This is a genomic window from Pseudomonas glycinis (genome assembly GCF_054871425.1).
In genome coordinates, this window is sequence record NZ_JBTYHF010000010.1 from 87,681 (window position 1) to 105,256 (window position 17,576).

General features: G+C 60.8%; 20 protein-coding genes. 10 read left to right on the top strand and 10 right to left on the bottom strand.

Annotation, left to right across the window (positions count from 1 at the left end; all coding sequences use genetic code 11):
- Positions 1-88: 88 nt before the first annotated feature.
- Positions 89-1,762 (bottom strand): DEAD/DEAH box helicase, encoded by a 1,674-nt coding sequence (locus ACYSTU_RS22665; protein WP_016770859.1) that lies wholly within the window; start codon positions 1,760-1,762, stop codon positions 89-91.
- 418 nt (positions 1,763-2,180) lie between these two features.
- Here ACYSTU_RS22665 and ACYSTU_RS22670 point away from each other — a divergent pair, with 418 nt between their 5' ends.
- Positions 2,181-2,972, top strand: coding sequence for a crotonase/enoyl-CoA hydratase family protein (locus ACYSTU_RS22670; RefSeq protein WP_024013767.1), 792 nt, complete (start codon positions 2,181-2,183; stop codon positions 2,970-2,972).
- A 109-nt stretch (positions 2,973-3,081) separates the two neighbouring features.
- On the opposite strand, the gene ACYSTU_RS22675 is transcribed toward ACYSTU_RS22670, so the two are convergent.
- Complete coding sequence (locus ACYSTU_RS22675; protein ID WP_125926341.1) at positions 3,082-3,837, bottom strand: spermidine synthase; 756 nt, start codon at positions 3,835-3,837, stop codon at positions 3,082-3,084.
- A 151-nt stretch (positions 3,838-3,988) separates the two neighbouring features.
- Between ACYSTU_RS22675 and ACYSTU_RS22680 the strand changes: the two genes are divergently transcribed.
- Positions 3,989-5,335 (top strand): class II 3-deoxy-7-phosphoheptulonate synthase, encoded by a 1,347-nt coding sequence (locus ACYSTU_RS22680; protein ID WP_038861070.1) that lies wholly within the window; start codon positions 3,989-3,991, stop codon positions 5,333-5,335.
- A gap of 89 nt (positions 5,336-5,424) precedes the next feature.
- On the opposite strand, the gene ACYSTU_RS22685 is transcribed toward ACYSTU_RS22680, so the two are convergent.
- Both ACYSTU_RS22685 and ACYSTU_RS22690 read right to left on the bottom strand, forming a co-directional pair.
- Positions 5,425-6,651 carry a winged helix-turn-helix domain-containing protein gene (locus tag ACYSTU_RS22685; RefSeq protein ID WP_264365580.1) on the bottom strand — a complete coding sequence of 409 codons (1,227 nt, stop codon included), beginning with the start codon at positions 6,649-6,651 and terminating at the stop codon, positions 5,425-5,427.
- A gap of 64 nt (positions 6,652-6,715) precedes the next feature.
- Positions 6,716-6,937, bottom strand: coding sequence for a DUF1127 domain-containing protein (locus ACYSTU_RS22690; RefSeq protein ID WP_016770864.1), 222 nt, complete (start codon positions 6,935-6,937; stop codon positions 6,716-6,718).
- Between the two features lie 97 nt (positions 6,938-7,034).
- Between ACYSTU_RS22690 and ACYSTU_RS22695 the strand changes: the two genes are divergently transcribed.
- Positions 7,035-7,889 (top strand): LysR substrate-binding domain-containing protein, encoded by an 855-nt coding sequence (locus tag ACYSTU_RS22695; RefSeq protein ID WP_172667885.1) that lies wholly within the window; start codon positions 7,035-7,037, stop codon positions 7,887-7,889.
- Here the strand turns inward: ACYSTU_RS22695 and ACYSTU_RS22700 are convergent.
- Complete coding sequence (locus ACYSTU_RS22700) at positions 7,879-8,625, bottom strand: sulfite exporter TauE/SafE family protein (RefSeq protein WP_221264894.1); 747 nt, start codon at positions 8,623-8,625, stop codon at positions 7,879-7,881. The genes ACYSTU_RS22695 and ACYSTU_RS22700 overlap by 11 nt on opposite strands.
- Before the next feature lie 111 nt (positions 8,626-8,736).
- Here ACYSTU_RS22700 and ACYSTU_RS22705 point away from each other — a divergent pair, with 111 nt between their 5' ends.
- The 5 genes from ACYSTU_RS22705 (at position 8,737) to ACYSTU_RS22725 (ending at position 12,022) form a co-directional block, all read left to right on the top strand.
- Positions 8,737-9,693: a LysR family transcriptional regulator gene (locus ACYSTU_RS22705; protein ID WP_016770867.1), complete on the top strand. Its 957-nt coding sequence runs from the start codon at positions 8,737-8,739 to the stop codon at positions 9,691-9,693.
- Positions 9,694-9,769: 76 nt separating this feature from the next.
- Positions 9,770-10,225 (top strand): MarR family winged helix-turn-helix transcriptional regulator, encoded by a 456-nt coding sequence (locus ACYSTU_RS22710; protein WP_073472431.1) that lies wholly within the window; start codon positions 9,770-9,772, stop codon positions 10,223-10,225.
- Between the two features lie 69 nt (positions 10,226-10,294).
- Positions 10,295-10,471 (top strand): hypothetical protein, encoded by a 177-nt coding sequence (locus ACYSTU_RS22715; protein ID WP_499001717.1) that lies wholly within the window; start codon positions 10,295-10,297, stop codon positions 10,469-10,471.
- Positions 10,472-10,554: 83 nt separating this feature from the next.
- Positions 10,555-10,974, top strand: a complete 420-nt coding sequence (locus ACYSTU_RS22720; RefSeq protein WP_264365581.1) for an organic hydroperoxide resistance protein — start codon at positions 10,555-10,557, stop codon at positions 10,972-10,974.
- 37 nt (positions 10,975-11,011) lie between these two features.
- Positions 11,012-12,022 (top strand): alpha/beta hydrolase, encoded by a 1,011-nt coding sequence (locus tag ACYSTU_RS22725; RefSeq protein ID WP_281120607.1) that lies wholly within the window; start codon positions 11,012-11,014, stop codon positions 12,020-12,022.
- Positions 12,023-12,183: 161 nt separating this feature from the next.
- Here ACYSTU_RS22725 and ACYSTU_RS22730 read toward each other — a convergent pair whose 3' ends face one another.
- Complete coding sequence (locus ACYSTU_RS22730) at positions 12,184-12,753, bottom strand: elongation factor P (RefSeq protein WP_003226785.1); 570 nt, start codon at positions 12,751-12,753, stop codon at positions 12,184-12,186.
- A 48-nt stretch (positions 12,754-12,801) separates the two neighbouring features.
- Positions 12,802-13,944, bottom strand: coding sequence for an elongation factor P maturation arginine rhamnosyltransferase EarP (earP, locus tag ACYSTU_RS22735; RefSeq protein ID WP_264365583.1), 1,143 nt, complete (start codon positions 13,942-13,944; stop codon positions 12,802-12,804).
- Positions 13,945-14,069: 125 nt separating this feature from the next.
- On the opposite strand from earP, the gene ACYSTU_RS22740 reads away from it, so the two are divergent.
- Together ACYSTU_RS22740 and ACYSTU_RS22745 are read left to right on the top strand one after the other, a co-directional pair.
- The gene (locus tag ACYSTU_RS22740; protein ID WP_056788478.1) at positions 14,070-14,486 is read left to right on the top strand and encodes a hypothetical protein; all 417 of its coding nucleotides are present in this window, start codon (positions 14,070-14,072) and stop codon (positions 14,484-14,486) included.
- Between the two features lie 2 nt (positions 14,487-14,488).
- The gene (locus ACYSTU_RS22745) at positions 14,489-14,971 is read left to right on the top strand and encodes a GreA/GreB family elongation factor (RefSeq protein ID WP_024013776.1); all 483 of its coding nucleotides are present in this window, start codon (positions 14,489-14,491) and stop codon (positions 14,969-14,971) included.
- A 9-nt stretch (positions 14,972-14,980) separates the two neighbouring features.
- On the opposite strand, the gene cysB is transcribed toward ACYSTU_RS22745, so the two are convergent.
- The 3 genes from cysB to ACYSTU_RS22760 all read right to left on the bottom strand — a co-directional run bounded on the left by cysB (position 14,981) and on the right by ACYSTU_RS22760 (position 17,575).
- Positions 14,981-15,955: an HTH-type transcriptional regulator CysB gene (cysB, locus tag ACYSTU_RS22750; RefSeq protein WP_016770873.1), complete on the bottom strand. Its 975-nt coding sequence runs from the start codon at positions 15,953-15,955 to the stop codon at positions 14,981-14,983.
- Positions 15,956-16,068: 113 nt separating this feature from the next.
- On the bottom strand, positions 16,069-16,572 hold the full coding sequence (locus ACYSTU_RS22755; protein WP_016770874.1) for a universal stress protein: 504 nt from the start codon (positions 16,570-16,572) through the stop codon (positions 16,069-16,071).
- Between the two features lie 97 nt (positions 16,573-16,669).
- Positions 16,670-17,575, bottom strand: coding sequence for a 5'-nucleotidase (locus ACYSTU_RS22760; protein WP_024013777.1), 906 nt, complete (start codon positions 17,573-17,575; stop codon positions 16,670-16,672).
- Position 17,576: the final 1 nt, after the last annotated feature.

Sequence of the window (17,576 nt, forward strand, 5' to 3'; positions counted from 1 at the left end):
GGGTTTGTGTAAACCCAAAAAGCAGGCAAAAAAAATCCCCGAACCAGTCGGGGATTTTTTATGTTCGATCAATCAGCCCAAAGGCGGATCAATCTTCGCGGTAGCGACGCAGCTTGAGCTGCTTACCAGCCACGCGAGTGTCCTTCAGCTTGGTCAGGAGCTTTTCCAGACCTTCTTCCGGCAGTTCGACGAGGCTGAAGCTGTCACGGACCTGGATGCGACCGATCGCTTCACGGGCCAGACCGCCTTCGTTGAGGATGGCGCCCAGCAGGTTTTTCGCAGCGATACCGTCACGCGCACCCAGCGCGGTACGGCAACGAGCACGGCCTTCGCCCAAAGGCATTGGCGCGCGACGCTCGCGGTCACCACGATCAGGACGATCACCGGAACGCTCAGGACGGTCGCCACGCGGTGCGTTGTTCGGCACCAGTGGACGTTCCTTCTCGATCGCTGCCAGGTTCAGCGCTTGACCGTTGGTAGCCTTGCGCAGCAGCGCAGCAGCCAGTGCACGCGGGGTGCAACCGATGTCGGCAGTCAGGCGATCAAGCAGTTCACCGTGAGTCGATTCGGCATCAGCAACCAGCGGCGACAGGCTGTTGGTCAGTTTCTTGATGCGTGCATCGAGAACGGCTTGAGCGTCTGGCAGGCGTACTTCGGCAACTTTCTGCCCGGTTACGCGCTCGATCACTTGCAGCATGCGGCGCTCACGTGGAGTCACCAGCAGCAGTGCACGACCTTCGCGACCGGCACGGCCGGTACGGCCGATACGGTGCACGTAGGATTCCGGGTCGTACGGCATGTCAACGTTGAACACGTGAGTGATGCGCGGAACGTCCAGACCACGGGCAGCAACGTCGGTCGCGACAACGATGTCCAGACGGCCATCCTTGAGCGAGTCGATGACGCGCTCACGCTGGTTCTGGGCGATATCACCGTTCAACGCGGCGGCTTTGTAGCCTTTGGCGTCGAGGGCGCTGGCCAGGTCCAGGGTCGCTTGCTTGGTGCGCACGAACATGATCAGGGCGTCGAAGTCTTCGACTTCCAGCAGGCTGAGTACGGCCGAGGTTTTCTGGTCGGCGTGAACCAACAGGTGAGCCTGTTCGATCGCGGTAACGGTCTGGGTCTTGGTCTGGATCTTGACGTGTTGCGGATCGCGCAGGTGGCGTTCGGCAATGGCGCGGATCGACTGCGGCAGGGTCGCCGAGAACAGCACGGTCTGGCGGGTCGATGGCAGAGCCTTGAAGATGACTTCCAGGTCATCCATGAAGCCCAGCTTCAACATTTCGTCAGCTTCGTCGAGAACCAGATGGTTCACGGTCGACAGGACTTTCTCGTCGCGACGCAGGTGGTCGCACAGACGACCCGGAGTAGCGACAACAATCTGTGCGCCATTACGGATTGCCTTGAGTTGCGGGCCCATCGGCGCGCCGCCGTAGACAGCCACGACGGTAACGCCTGGCATTTGCTTGGCGTAGGTTTCAAAAGCGGTTGCTACTTGCAGCGCCAACTCTCGGGTTGGCGCCAGGATCAGGGCTTGCGGTTCGCGCTTGGCAGGATCGATGCGGTGCAGGATAGGCAGTGCGAACGCGGCGGTTTTACCGGTACCGGTTTGCGCCTGGCCAATCATGTCCTGGCCGGCCATGATGATCGGGATCGATTGCTGCTGAATCGCCGAAGGCTCTTCGTAGCCAGTCGCTGCGACGGCTGCAAGAATATTCGGGTTGAGATTAAAAGCGGCGAATCCGCCGGTTTCCTGGGTCATGGGTCTGCCTCTAAGTGCATCCGCAAAGACCCATGCTCCAAAGCTGCGCATGCCGTGTTGAGACTCAAGAGTCGCCCTGGCAGCTTTGTCGGCGGGGATTTGCGAAAACGAATGAATGAAGATGAATCGTCAAGGAAGAGCCCGCAATGCGGACGTGCAGCCGAAGCTGACTTCGGGAAATGCGCTACCTAAACGCGGCCCGGTTAAAGGCCGGCGCGCACTATACCGGATTTCGCCCGAAAAGGGAGCTTTTTTTGTGGCCCTTATCCGTGTGTCACCGCCGTGTAACGGGGTTTTGCGGATAATCGCGCAACGGTCTATTTTGCAAAGGCCCGGCCCTGCGGGCGATGACGCTTAAACGGTTCACCGACCTGCGGCAAAGCGCCGCGCACCCGCCTTCCTGCTTGAGGATTTAGCCATGAATCAGCCCTGCGCCGGCCGCGTCAGCCGAGAACGTCGTGGTCATGTGCACTTGATCGGCCTCGATCGGGCGGCCAAGCGCAACGCTTTCGATATCGACCTGCTCAACGACCTGAGCCTGGCCTACGGCGAATTCGAAGCCGACCGCGAAGCGCGGGTCGCCGTGGTGTTCGGCCATGGCGAACACTTCACCGCCGGGCTCGATCTGGTCAATGCCAGCGCGGCGCTGGCCGAAGGTTGGCAGGTTCCGAGCGGCGGCTGCGATCCCTGGGGCGTTTTCGTCGGCCCACGGGTGAGCAAACCGGTCATCGTCGCCGCGCAGGGTTACTGCCTGACCATCGGCATCGAGCTGATGCTGGCGGCGGACATCAACCTGTGCGCGAGCAATACCCGCTTCGCGCAGATGGAAGTGCAGCGTGGGATCTTTCCGTTTGGCGGCGCGACTTTGCGTTTCCAGCAGATTGCCGGCTGGGGCAATGCGATGCGCTGGTTGCTCACTGGCGATGAGTTCGATGCCCACGATGCGTTGCATCTGGGTTTGGTCCAGGAAGTGATGGCCAGCGAAGATTTGCTGCCCCGCGCGATCGAGCTGGCCGAACGGATTGCCCGGCAGGCACCGTTGGGCGTGCAGGCGACCTTGATGTCAGCGCGACAGGCGCGTTATGAGGGTGAGACAGCGGCGGCGCAGGCGTTACCGGCGCTGGTGAAGAAGTTGCTCGCCACTGAGGATGCCCGGGAGGGGGTGCGATCGTTGGTGGAGCGGCGTCCGGGGATCTTCAAAGGCGCCTGAAGATTCTGCTGCCTGTCAGGGCCTCTTCGCGAGCAGGCTCGCTCCCACAGGGAGAATGCATTTCAAATGTGGGAGCGAGCCTGCTCGCGAAGGGGGCGGTACTGCCGGCTCAGGTCGCCGGGCGAATCGCGTTGATCAACGACTGCAACGAATAACCCAGCTGCGGCGCCAGCGCTTCGGCTCGTTGGGTCAGCGCCTGCATGTCCAGCGCCTGATCGAGATCCGACGGAACGATCAGAATCACGTTGCCCTCCTTCACCGGCAACTCCCAGTAATGCCGGTGATAGAGCCCGCGCAACAATGCCGCGCCCAGCGGTTTGCCATCGTCGGTGGCCCACTGGTTGATCACCAGCCAGCCGCCCGGATTCAGGCGCTTCTGACAATCGCCGAGAAAACTCCAGGCCAGATGCCCGACACCGGGACCAACATCGGTATAGAGGTCGACGAAAATCAGATCCGCCGGCTCGGCAGTCGGCAGCAATTCCAGCGCATCGCCGACGCGGATGTACAACCGCGGATCGTCATCCAGACCGAGGTACTCGATGGCCAGACGCGGCACGTCCGGGCGCAGTTCGATGGCTTCGACGTCTTCCAGCGGCAGAAACTTCAGGCAAGCCTGGGTCAGCGTGCCCGCGCCCAAACCGAGAAACAGCGCACTCTCCGGCTGCTCGTGGCACAGCGCGCCGATCAGCATGGCGCGGGTGTAGTCGTACTCCAGCCAGCTCGGGTCGGCGGTGAACACGCAGCTCTGCTCGATCGCATCGCCGAACTCGAGAAAGCGGTAATCGGCCACTTCCAGCACGCGAATCACGCCGAACTCATCCTGTACTTCGGCGAGCAGATGCTCGACGCGCTCCTCAGTCATTTCGTCTCCTGATGGTCACCGGGCGCGGTGACGCGATGGCACCGCTGTGGCGCCGTGGCAAAGCGGCGATTGTCGGCGATGGGGCGGGAGCAGGTCACGCACTAATTGCTGCTAACATGGCGCTTCCCTGCGTATGAACTTCGAGACCGTGATGAGCCAACCGTGGAGCCCTGACAGCTGGCGCGCCCTGCCGATCCAGCAACAACCGCAATACCCCGACGCCGCGCACCTGCGCCAGGTCGAGCAGACCCTGGCCAGCTATCCGCCGCTGGTGTTCGCCGGCGAAGCGCGCGAGCTGCGCCGCCAGTTCGCCGAAGTCACCCAGGGTCGCGCGTTTCTGTTGCAGGGCGGCGATTGCGCGGAAAGCTTCGCCGAATTTTCCGCCGCGAAGATCCGCGACACCTTCAAAGTGTTGCTGCAAATGGCAATCGTCATGACCTTCGCCGCTGGCTGCCCGGTGGTCAAGGTCGGGCGCATGGCCGGCCAGTTCGCCAAACCGCGTTCGGCCAACGACGAAACCATCGGCGGCGTAACCCTGCCGGCCTACCGTGGCGACATCGTCAACGGCATCGGCTTCGACGAAAAGAGCCGCGTGCCGGATCCGGAGCGTTTGCTGCAGTCCTATCATCAGTCCACAGCAACCTTGAACCTGTTGCGCGCTTTCGCCCAGGGCGGTTTTGCCGACCTGCATCAAGTGCACAAGTGGAACCTGGATTTCATCGCCAACTCGGCGCTGGCGGAGAAGTACAGCCACCTCGCCGACCGCATCGATGAAACCCTCGCGTTCATGCGCGCCTGCGGCATGGACAGCTCGCCGCAACTGCGCGAAACCAGTTTCTTCACCGCCCACGAAGCGTTGCTGCTGAACTACGAAGAAGCCTTCGTACGCCGCGACAGCCTGACCAACGATTACTACGATTGCTCGGCGCACATGCTGTGGATCGGCGACCGCACCCGCCAGCTCGACGGCGCGCACGTTGAATTCCTGCGGGGGGTGAACAACCCGATCGGCGTCAAAGTCGGCCCGAGCATGAACCCTGATGATCTGATCCGCCTGATCGACGTGCTCAACCCGGACAACGATCCGGGGCGCCTCAACCTGATTGCGCGGATGGGTGCGAACAAGGTCGGCGATCATCTGCCGGCACTGATCCGTGCGGTGCAGCGCGAAGGCAAGCAAGTGCTGTGGAGCTCCGACCCGATGCACGGCAACACCATCAAGGCCAGCAGCGGCTACAAGACCCGTGACTTCGCACAGATCCTTGGCGAGGTGAAGCAGTTCTTCCAGGTGCACGAAGCGGAAGGCAGCTATGCCGGCGGCATCCATATCGAGATGACCGGACAGAATGTCACCGAGTGCATCGGCGGCGCCCGACCGATTACCGAGGACGGCTTGTCCGACCGTTATCACACCCACTGCGATCCACGGATGAATGCTGACCAGTCGCTGGAATTGGCGTTTTTGATTGCCGAAACCCTGAAGCAAGTTCGCCGTTAGACAGCGTCGCCCCCGTTCGCGAGCAGGCTCGCTCCCACATTTGCAATGCGTTTCCCTGTGGGAGCGAGCCTGCTCGCGAAAGCGCCGGCTCAGGCAACCTCAATCCGCGCCAATGCCCCCCGCAACCGCCCCGCACTCTCGCGCTGACAATTCAACTGCACCCGCTCAAGCCCCAGCCAACCCGCCATCCGCCGCAGATTCAGTGCCAGCGCCAGCATGCCCTCCTCGTCCAGTCCCGATTCTTCCTCATGCACCGCATGCACCGCCAACTGCCCTGCCGCCCGTTCGGCACGCAGATCAACCCGCGCGGCGATCCGCTCGTTGTGCAAAAACGGCAGCACATAATAGCCGTAAACCCGCTTGGGCTGCGGTGTGTAGATTTCCAGGCGATAGCGGAAATCGAACAAACGCTCAGTGCGGCTGCGTTCCCAGATCAGCGAGTCGAACGGCGACAGCAGCGCACTGGCAATGACCTTGCGCGGCACTTTGGGCTCCGGCAGGCAATAGGCGATCTGCCGCCAGTCGGCGACTTCACACATCTGCAATTGACCAGCTTCAACCAACTCAGCCAGACGCGGCCGAGCATCCGCAGGGCTCAGGCGAAAGTAATCGCGCAGGTCTTTTTCCGTACCAACGCCCAATGCTTGCGCCGCATGCAACAGCAAACCGCGTTGCGCCTCGGTCTCGTCCGGCGTGGGCTGTTGCAGGATCGCAGCAGGAATCACCCGCTCGGGCAAATCGTACAAGCGCTCGAAACCGCGTCGCCCCGCCACTGTGACCTCACCGGCGGCAAACAACCATTCCAGCGCATGTTTCTCAGCGCTCCAGTCCCACCATGGCCCGGCCTTGTCTTCGCGGGTCGACAGACTGCCGGCACCCAGCGCGCCCCGCTCCTCAACCGCAGTCAGCACGCGGCGAATGGTTTCCTGCTGTTCGCGACCAAACCTCGCCAATTGCTGATAGATGTCTTCGCCACGCTTGGCCCGTTGCATACGCCAGCCCAGCAACGGGTACATCGACAGCGGCAACAGCGACGCTTCATGGCCCCAGTATTCGAACAGCGTGCGCCGACGCCCCGAACTCCAGGCAGCCTGGTCGAGCAAGTCAGAGGGGTAGGAGCCGAGACGGGAAAACAGCGGCAGGTAGTGCGAGCGCACCACGGCATTGACGGAATCGATTTGCAGCAGGCCCAACCGTTCGATCAGCCGGTTGAGATGACTGGCATTGACGGTCGGCGGCTGGCGCCCGTTGAACCCTTGGGCGGCCAGCGCCAGACGTCGCGCCTGTTTGAGGGAAAAGGACACTGTCGCGGGCATTTATTCCTCCATGTCTGCTCGCAACCTACCTCACCTGAAAGGGGTTTGTGTAGCGATAGCCTCATCATTTATGCATCGGGTCGTCCCAGAACGGCCGCACGGTTTCGTGTTCGACATCGGCGCGGCTGATGCCGATGTCCTTCAGCGCCTCATCGCTCAGACCGGCGAGCATTTCCCGTTCACGATGCAGCTCATACCAACGGCTGAATTTGTGCAGCAGATCGGACACGATATGGCCGTGGCCGGACAGCTGTTCTTGGCTTGCATACTCTCTTTGACCTTTCATCGTCTTGCCTCCTTTTGTGGATGGCTCAAGTCTCTCGCCGGCGCTAAGATCAATCCAACGAATGTTTCTGATGGCATGCATCACGGAGATTCATCAATTGTCCGCCTACCCCAGTATCGATACCGATGTCCTGCGCACCTTCGTCGCGATTGCCGATCAGGGCGGTTTCACCCGTGCCGGCGAGATGGTCAACCGCACCCAGTCGGCGGTGAGCATGCAGATGAAACGTCTGGAAGAAGACGTGTTGCAGCGCCAGCTGTTCGAGCGCGATGGCCGTCAGGTGCGGCTTACGGCTGAAGGCCAAGTGCTGCTCGGTTATGCGCGGCGCATCCTCAAACTGCACAGTGAGGTGTTCAACACCCTGCGCGAGCCGCACATGGTCGGCACCGTGCGCATCGGTACGCCGGATGATTATGTGATGCGTTTTCTGCCGGGGATCCTGTCGCGGTTCGCGCAGTTCTATCCGCTGATCCAGATCGAAGTGCATTGCGAGTCGAGCAAGCAGTTGCTGCAACGCACTGATCTGGACTTATCGATCGTCACCCGTGAGCCGGGCAACGAGATCGGCCAGTTGCTGCGCAAGGAGCGCTTTGTCTGGGCCGAGGCGCAGAACTTCAGCGCCCATGAACAGACGCCGCTGCCCCTGGCGATGTTCAACAGTGATTGTTTCTGCCGCTTGTGGGCGTGCAATGCGCTGGACGCGATGGGCCGCGATTACCGCATCGCCTACAACAGCAGCAGCCTGTCGGCGCTGATGGCCGTGGTCAGCGCAGGGCTGGCGATCACCGCGCAACTGGAGAGTCTGATCACCCCCGACATGCGCATCCTTGGCGCCGCCGAAGACCTGCCACTGCTGCCCGAGGCGAGCATCATGCTGATCCGCAATCTGAACAACCCGTCGCCGATCACCGAGTGCCTGGCCGAACACATTGTCGAGGGCTTCAAACTTTAAACGCGAGCATCACCGCACACAGCACCAGGAAGCCGCAGAACAGCCCGCGCAGAATTTTTTCCGGCATGGCGTGGGCAACTTTCACGCCCCAACTGATGCTGAGCAGACCACCGACCGCCAGAGGCAGACCGATCATCCAGTCGACTTCATGGTGCACGGCGTAGGTCACCAGGGTTACACCAGTGCTCGGCAGGGCCAGCGCCAGCGACAATCCCTGAGCGACCACTTGGCTGGTGCCGAACAGGCTGGTCAGCACCGGCGTCGCCACCACTGCGCCGCCGACGCCGAACAAACCGCCCATGGTCCCTGAGGCGGCGCCGAGCACGCCCAACCACGGCCACGAATAGCGCATCTCGGCAGTCGGCGCTGGTCGCGGACCGAACATCTTCAACAGGTTGTAGGCCGACAGCGCCACCAGAAAGGCGACAAAGCCGATACGCATGGTCTGCGCATCGATGCCCACCGCCCAGATCGAGCCAAGCCAGGCAAAGCAGAAACCCATCACCGCCAGCGGCAGCGCATGGCGCAATTCGATGCGATTGCGCTGGTGATAACGCCACAGCGCCAGCATCACGTTCGGTACCACCATCACCAGTGCCGTGCCCTGGGCGATTTGCTGATCAAGCCCAAACCACACGCCAAGCAACGGAATCGCAATCAAGCCACCGCCAATGCCAAAGATCCCGCCCAATGTGCCCAGGGCGGCGCCGAACAGCAGGTACAACAGAAAATCCATCACAACGGTAATCCTCTAACGACAGGCGGCCAATGCTACGCACTCGCGCCTAGCGGGGAAACGCATAGCAACGCACAATGGCTATGCCGATTTTGCACAAGCGTGGTTTCCATGAATCCCAACCAATTGACCGATCAGCTCGGCCTGTTTCTCGATGTGCTGGAGAGTGGCAGCTTTTCTGCCGCTTCGCGCCGCCATCCGCTGACGCCTTCCGCTGTAGCCCGGCGCATCGACAGCCTGGAAAGTGCCGTCGGCAGTCAGCTGTTCGTGCGCAGCACCCATGCCGTGCTGCCGACTTCGGCCGGCCTGGCCTTTGCCGAACGGGCGCGACGGATCATCGCCGAGTTGCAACTGGCGCGTGCCGAAGCGGTGTCATTGAGCAGTGCACCGGAAGGCCTGATCCGCATCGATGCGCCAGCAGCCTTCGGGCGGCGGCATCTGGCGCCGGTGATTGCCGATTTTCTCCTGCTGTATCCGGGACTGGATGTGCAGATGCACCTGATCGACAGCTTCAGCGACATGGCCGGCAGCAGCCTGGGCAAAGTCGATCTGGTGCTGCGTACCGGCCAGTTGGCTGACTCGCGCCTGGTCGCCACGCCATTGGCGAGCATGGTCCGCGTCGCCTGCGCCAGCCCTGACTATCTCAAGCAGCGTGGCGTGCCCGAGCACCCGGCGCAGTTGAGTGAACACGACGGGCTCGACTGGGAGGGCCTTGCGCCGCCGTTTGCCTGGAAATTCGAAGTGGACGGGCAAATGCAATTGCACCGGCCATCGCGGGTGCGCCTGAGCGCCAACAATGCCGAAGCCCTGGCGTGTGGCGCGGCGGCGGGTCTGGGCGTCGCACACCTGCCGACCTGGCTGGCCAGCGAATACTTGCTGCGTGGCGAGCTGGTGCCGCTGTTTTGTGAAAACGGCCTGCCGCCGCCGGAGTCCACCGGCATTTACGCGCTGCGCATGGAACAGCAGGTCCATTCGCGCAGTCGGTTGTTGCTGGAATACCTGAAAACCCGCTTCAGCCCGGTGCCGCCGTGGGATCTGGCGTTGCAACGGCAATTCGCCCGGCACTGACGCCGGACATATTTATCTGGCGCCTTAAAGATTCGAGCGCTAGATTAAAAAACGATCAACGATCAAGGCTTTGACAATGACTTGCGAACGCGACAACTGCGACGACCTTCTGCTCGACAATCAGGCGTGCTTCGCCCTGCATTCGACCTCGCTGATGATGACCAAGGTCTACAAGCCGCTGTTGCAGGCGCTGGGCCTGACCTATCCGCAATATCTGGCGATGATGGTGTTGTGGGAGAAGGACGGCTTGACTGTCGGAGAAATCAGCGCACGCCTGCTGACCGATCCGGGATCGCTGACGCCATTGCTCAAGCGTCTGGAAGCCGAAGGCCTGCTCAGCCGCACCCGCAGTCGTGAAGATGAGCGGGTGGTGATTGTCGAACTGACCGCAGCAGGCCGCGCCTTGCGTGACAAGGCGCAGACCGTGCCGCAGTGCATCCTTGGCGCCAGTGGCTTCACCCTTGAACGTCTGCAGAAATTGCAGGCAGAGCTGCAAGCGCTGCGCGGGCATCTGCAAGACAGCCTGAATTAAGCCCCGCTACATTCCCCTGTGGGAGCGAGCCTGCTCGCGAAAGCGTCCGATCAGACAGCGAGTCGTTGAATGTTCCACCGCCTTCGCGAGCAGGCTCGCTCCCACAGTGATTTCAGCGCCAACAAAAAAAAATTTTCCCCGCTGCATTCCCTCGTCAAGCGCTCTAAATCAAGCCTTACCCGCCCCTTCCACGCCATGCCCTTGAGCAAAACGCGATTTTTATTAAAAATTTATCTTGCGCGCTAAACATTAGCGCTATACATTCTCTTCACACCTACTTAGCGCGCAAACAATTAGCGCGCAAAACCACAACCAATGAGGCTCACACCATGCAAACTCTCTATACCGCAATCGCAACTTCCACTGGCGGCCGTGACGGTCGTGCGATCTCCAGCGACAACGTACTCGACGTCAAACTGGCCACGCCGAAAGGACTCGGTGGTGCTGGCGGCGCGGCGACCAACCCTGAGCAACTGTTCGCTGCCGGTTACTCGGCCTGCTTCATCGGCGCACTGAAATTCGTCGCCAGCCAGACCAAACGCAAGATTCCTGACGACGCGTCGATCACCGCCCATGTCGGCATCGGCCAGATCCCTGGCGGTTTCGGTCTGGACATCGATTTGCACATCAGCCTGCCGGGTCTGGAACAAGCCGACGCACAGTCGCTGGTCGACGCGGCTCACCAGGTCTGCCCGTACTCCAACGCCACCCGTGGCAACGTCGATGTCCGTCTGCACGTGACTGTGTAATCACTCAAGCCCCCGGCCCGAACAAGGAAAAATGAACATGAACACTTTCAGCAAAGTCTTGACCGGTACCCTTCTCGCCCTGTCGGTACACAGCGCTTTCGCCGGTGATGTCGAACACAACACCCAGGCATTCCTCGATGCGCTGAATTCTGGCAGCGGCAAGCCGATCGAGCAGCTGTCGCCCAAGGATGCCCGCGCCGTGCTGGTCAGCGCGCAGTCCGGGGTCAAGTTGACGTTGCCCAAAGCCGATGTCAGCGAGAAGACCATCCAGGTCGATGGTCAACCGCTGAGCCTGACCATCGTCCGGCCGGCCGGGGTCAAGGGTGAGCTGCCGGTGTTCATGTTCTTCCACGGCGGCGGCTGGGTGCTGGGGGACTTCCCGACGCACGAACGTCTGGTGCGCGATCTGGTGGTCGGTTCGGGGGCGGCGGCGGTGTTCGTCAATTACACCCCTTCGCCGGAAGCGCATTACCCGGTGGCGATCAATCAGGCCTACGCTGCGACCAAATGGGTGGCGGAACACGGTAAAGAGATCAATGTCGACGGCAAGCGCCTGGCCGTGGCCGGCAACAGCGTCGGTGGCAACATGGCCGCAGTGGTTGCGCTGATGGCCAAGGACAAGGGCACCCCGGCGATCAAATTCCAGGTGCTGCTGTGGCCGGTGACCGATGCCAACTTCGACACCGGTTCGTACAACCAGTACGCCGAAGGGCACTTCCTCACCCGCAACATGATGAAGTGGTTCTGGGACAACTACACCACCGACGCCAAACAGCGCAACGAGATCTACGCTTCACCGCTGCGCGCCACCACCGCACAGCTCAAAGGCCTGCCGCCAGCACTGGTGCAGACGGCCAGCGCCGACGTGCTGCGTGATGAAGGCGAAGCCTATGCGCGCAAACTCGACGAGGCCGGAGTACCGGTAACTTCGGTGCGCTACAACGGCATGATCCATGATTACGGCTTGCTCAACGTGGTCAGCCAGGTACCGGCGGTGCGTTCGGCGATGTTGCAGGCGTCTGAAGAACTGAAGCAACACTTGAAGTAACCACCGTCCCATTGTGGGAGCGAGCCTGCTCGCGAAAGCGTCCGGTCATGACACACCGCTTTCGCGAGCAGGCTCGCTCCCACAGGGTTCCGAGTGTTTCTTACAGGCACAAAAAAACCCGACTCAATGGTCGGGTTTTTTCTTTCCGCAAAAAGCAGTGCTTATTTCGCACGGCCTTTGTAGGAACCGCCTTCGCGGGTATCGATCTCGATCATGTCGCCGATTTCGATGAAGTCGGCAACCGACAGCTCGGTACCGTTCTTCAGTTTGGCAGGCTTCATCACCTTGCCGGAAGTGTCACCGCGAGCGGAGCCTTCGGTGTAGTCAACCTGACGCACGATGGTGGTCGGCAGTTCTACGGAAACCAGGCGCTCTTCGAAGAACACGGCTTCGCAAACGTCGGTCATGCCTTCTTCAACGAAAGGCAGAACGCTTTCGATGTCTTCGGCGTTCAGTTCGTACATGGTGTAGTCAGTGGTGTCCATGAACGTGTAGGTGTCACCGCTGATGAACGACAGGGTGGCTTCTTTACGATCCAGGATCACGTCGTCCAGTTTGTCGTCCGCACCGTAAACGGTTTCGGTCTTGTAACCGGTCAGCAGGTTCTTCAGCTTGGTCTTCATGATCGCGCTGTTACGGCCCGACTTGGTGAATTCAGCTTTCTGAACCAGCCAAGGATCGTTGTCGATACGGATCACGGTACCGGGTTTGAGTTCTTTACCAGTTTTCATTGCGAATATCCGAATTTGGATGGGATTTACAAAAATCTAGGCCGCGTATCATATCCAATTTACATAAAACTGTACCAGCGCCGTGGCAAGATCCGCCTGCAAGGCCTGTTCCAGACACCATGCTTCGGCGTTCTCCTCGAGTTCCGGCCAATAATTTCGCACCGCCAGCCAGTGCTCGCCGATCGGTTGCCCGGCACTCCACGCTCGCCACAGACCGTTCATCGCCTGCGCCGCAGCGGGTGAAAGGCCGTGAGTGTAGAGCGCGAGAAAAGCATCGAGCTTGTCCAGATGGATGTCATCGTCCTGCTGATAGATGTGCCAGAGCATCGGCCGCCCAGCCCATTGCGCGCGAACGAATGAATCTTCACCGCGCACCGCGTTGAAATCGCAGCACCAGAGCAGATGGTCGTATTGGTCCTGACGGACGAACGGCAGCACTTGCACGGTCAGGGACTCGCGCACATGAATCGCGCCGACCGTCAGGGTTTCCACATTCAGCCAGCGCGCCACATCGCCGAGAATCCGCCCTTCCGGAACCATCAGGTGAGTCGGCCGTGCATCGGCCGCCAGCACGTCCAGCCAACTGGCCAGCCCGGGGTTTTCATAAGCAAACAGCGAGATCAGTTGCGCGTCCGGAGCAGGATCGATACCCAAGGCTTGCAGGAAATGTCGCTGGGCCGGCCGATCCTGCTGAAACTGGCGACGCTGTTCGAGCAGTCCGCGTTCGCGGAGCAGGCCACCGGTGCCCGGTTTGAAGCCTGGAAAGAAAAAGAACTTCTGCACCGTTTTGTATTTTACCGACGGCAAGCCGTGGCAGCCGGTGACCCAGTCTTCGGCGCTGAGATAATCGAGGTTGAGCCACAGCGGCGGCGTTTCCCGCGCAGCCATGCTGTCCATGTAATCAGTGGGCAACTGACAGGCGAAGGCGGCGATGACTACGTCGGCCGCCTCGGCGTGCAGCCACTCGCTCGGCCACTGACGCACCTCGACGCCCTGCTGCCATTGCTGCACAACGTCGACATCGATCTCAGGACAGAGGCGCTCGAACGCGCGCAGATCATCCACCCACAGGTGCACCGGCAAGGCATGCTCGGCCACCAGCTGCCGGGCCAGGCGCCACGTCACGCCGATGTCACCGAAGTTATCGACCACGGTGCAAAAAATGTCCCAGCGGGGTTTCGCTTCAGGCATGCCGTTCTCCCGTTGGCAAAAAACCTCGATTGTCCGCATAAATGCGCTCGCGCAGAAGAGCCGACGGCGATTAATCTTCGTGCGACAATCGCCGCTTGCCCGCAACCATCCGCCAGGAGGCCGCCATGCCCTACCGTCCCAATCCCCGTCGTCCCTTGCCTGTTCAGCTTAGCGCGCTGCATCTGACCGGCAGCATTGCGCTGGGCCTGTGGCTGGGGTTCCTGGCGATTGCGCTGACCTGCTGGCTGCTTTCGCGCTTTATCTTTCCCGAGCAACTGGCCCCTGTCGCGCAAGCGGTGCAGCAGCGCGTCAATCCCCCGGCTGTGGCGCCCGTGCAGGTTCAGCCTGACATTCCGCCGCAAAGTCCGCTGTTCCAACAGTACGAAGAAAACCTGCGCAAGAATGAACAGCAGGCCCGACTGGATCAGGCGCGCGCCAATTCGCGTAACGCGTCCAATCCGAAATGCCAGTTCTGGCTGCAGCAGGACCAGACCGCGCCGACCGAAAAGAGCCGCGCCAACGTTTTGCAATTCTGCGATTGATCATGAACAAACACAGCGTCCACCAGTTGATTCTCGACAAGCTGCGCATCGACCTCGACATCGCCGAGCGCGCCGCGCAAACCGCTTACGAAACCGCGACCCACGAAGAAAACATCGCCGAAAACAAATACGACACGCTGGGGCTGGAGGCGTCGTATCTGGCGGCGGGTCAGGCGAAGCGGGTTGAGGAAATCCGTCAGTCACTGGCGCTGTGTCAGAACCTGACGTTGCGTGCCTACGATGAAAATCGCGGCATTGAAGTCGGCGCCCTGCTCGGTCTGGAGGACGAAAAGGGTCGCGAGCAATGGCTGTTTCTGGCGCCGGATGCGGCGGGGCTGAAAGTCGACGTGGTCGGTCAGCCGATCACCGTCATCACCCCACGCTCGCCGCTGGGCAAAAGTCTGCTGGGCAAGTTCGCGGGCGATGAGGTGGAGATTCTGGTGGCGGGCACCCGGCAACAATTTGCTGTCACCGAGGTGCTCTGAAGCGGGTGCTTAGTGAACGGGCAGTTCGACGCCGTCGAACAGCTCTTCGAGCTCTTGCTTGTTGTGGCACTGAATGGCCTTGGCCATGACTTCGCGGGTCAGGTGCGGGGCGAATTTCTCGATGAAGTCGCACATGAAGCCACGCAGGAAGGTGCCACGACGGAAACCGATCTTGGTGATGCTCGACTCGAACAGCTCGCTGGCATCCAGTACCACCAGGTCGTTATCGAGTTTGGTATCGACCGCCATTTTAGCCACGATGCCTACGCCTAGGCCCAGGCGCACGTAGGTTTTGATCACGTCGGCGTCAGCAGCAGTGAACACCACTTTCGGCGTCAGGCCACGATGGCTGAAGGCTTCGTCGAGCTTGGAACGGCCGGTGAAACCGAACACGTAAGTGACGATCGGATATTCGGCCAGCGCTTCGAGGGTCAGCTTCGGCAGCTTGGTCAGCGGGTGGCCATGGGGTACGACCACGCAGCGGTTCCAGCGGTAGCACGGCATCATCACCAGATCACCGAACAGCTCCAGCGCTTCAGTGGCAATGGCGAAATCGACGGTGCCGTCAGCGGCCATTTCGGCGATCTGCATCGGCGAGCCCTGATGCATGTGCAGGGCCACGTCCGGGTATTGCTTGATGAAATTGCTGATCACCGGCGGCAGCGCATAACGCGCCTGGGTGTGGGTGGTGGCGATCGACAGGGTGCCCTTCTTCTCGTTGGAGAATTCCTGGGCAATCTGCTTGATGCTTTCGACTTTGCGCAGGATCTCGCCAGCGGTGGTGATGATGCGCTCGCCGGCCGGGGTGACGCGGGTCAGGTGCTTGCCGCTGCGGGCGAAGACTTCGACGCCCAGCTCGTCTTCCAGCAGGCGGATCTGCTTACTGATGCCCGGTTGCGAGGTGTACAGGCTTTGAGCGGTAGCGGAAACGTTGAGGTCGTGGTGCGCCACTTCCCAGATGTAGCGCAGTTGTTGAAGCTTCATATCAATCCCTCAAAGCAGGTAGACGCCACGGGCATCAGCGACGGTATATAACTATATTAATGGTTCGAAGAATAAATCTAGAACTTTTTTATCAAAACGCCATTATTCCTGCTTCAGCGATCCTCACGCCGCCGGCGTTCCATCAGCGGCACCAGATAGACCGGCACCTTGGCCAATTGCAGAACCCGCGCCGCCGTGCGCCCCAACGGTGTTTCCGCACCGACACCATGGCTGTGACTGCCGACGATCAGCAGATCGACCGAGAGCTTGTGCACCTGGTCGAGAATCACCTGCGACGGGTCGCCCTGCAGCACGCGCACCGCGCGTATGCGCTGCAGATCCTGTTCGCCGTCGTCCCCCAGTTCTTCACGAAAGCTGTCGAGCACCCGTTGTTCGATATTGGCGATGACTGTTTTCAGACCCTGACTATGGAATTCGTTCAATGCCTGTTCGTCGAGATAGCTTTGCAGCACTGACTCGGCAAACAGACCCATGGGTTCCACCGCGTGTACTACATACAGATCGGCATTGAACGTGCGCGCCAAGGCCAGGGCATGCTGCATCACGAACGGTGCGTACAGACCGAGGTCGGTGGCATACAGCATTGAGCGAATCATGGGACCTCCTCGCGAGCCAACGATGGCGGAGATTGATTCAGCTTAGCAGTGCCTTGGCGAGTACGACGTGCGACGCAACGTCCTGAATGAAAAGGCTCTAGATCGGCGGTTCGTTGCTGATGCCGTGGGGCACGTGGCCGGTGGCGACCACTTCGCGAGCCAGTTCGCAATGACCGGTCTGGTCATCGAAGAACACGTCGGCGGCGAAGGCTTCGAGGAACGCCGATTTGGTCAGGCCACCGAGAAACAGCGACTCATCGAGACGAATATCCCATTCCCGCAAGGTGCGGATCACCCGCTCATGGGCCGGCGCCGAACGCGCGGTCACCAGCGCCGTGCGGATCGGGCAATCGTCATCGGGAAACTCGCGCTGCAACAGATTGAGCGCTGCCAGAAAGCCCTTGAACGGCCCACCGCGCAAAGGCTCGCGTGCCGATTCGCGTTCCTTGGCCTGAAACGCTTCCAGGCCGCCGGACTGATAGACGCGCTCGGACTCGTCCGAGAAGATCACCGCATCACCGTCGAAGGCGATACGCAATTCATCGCTGGCCGCGCGGCTGGCGCCACCGGACAGAATCGTGGCGGCGGCGAACCCGGCGTCCAGCGCGGCACGCACGTCTTCGGCATGGGTCGAGAGAAACAGGTCGCAGCCAAACGCTTTCAGATACGGATACGGACTGCGCCCGCCGACGAACGCCGCACGAGAAATCGCCAGGCCGTAATGATGAATCGAATTGAACACGCGCAGACCGGTGTCGGCGCTGTTGCGCGAGACCAGAATCACCTCGACCCGCGCGCGACCGAGGCGGCTGTTCAGGCTCAGGAGTTTTTCCACCAGCGGGAACGCATCGCCCGGCGCGAGGATTTCGTCTTCGTGCTCGATCTGATATTGCCGATAGGCTTCGACGCCGCTCGACAGGTAGACCTTGTGGCTTTCGCTCAGGTCGAACAAGGCGCGCGAGGAAATCGCCAGCACCAGTTTGTCATCGATGTTATTGGCCATG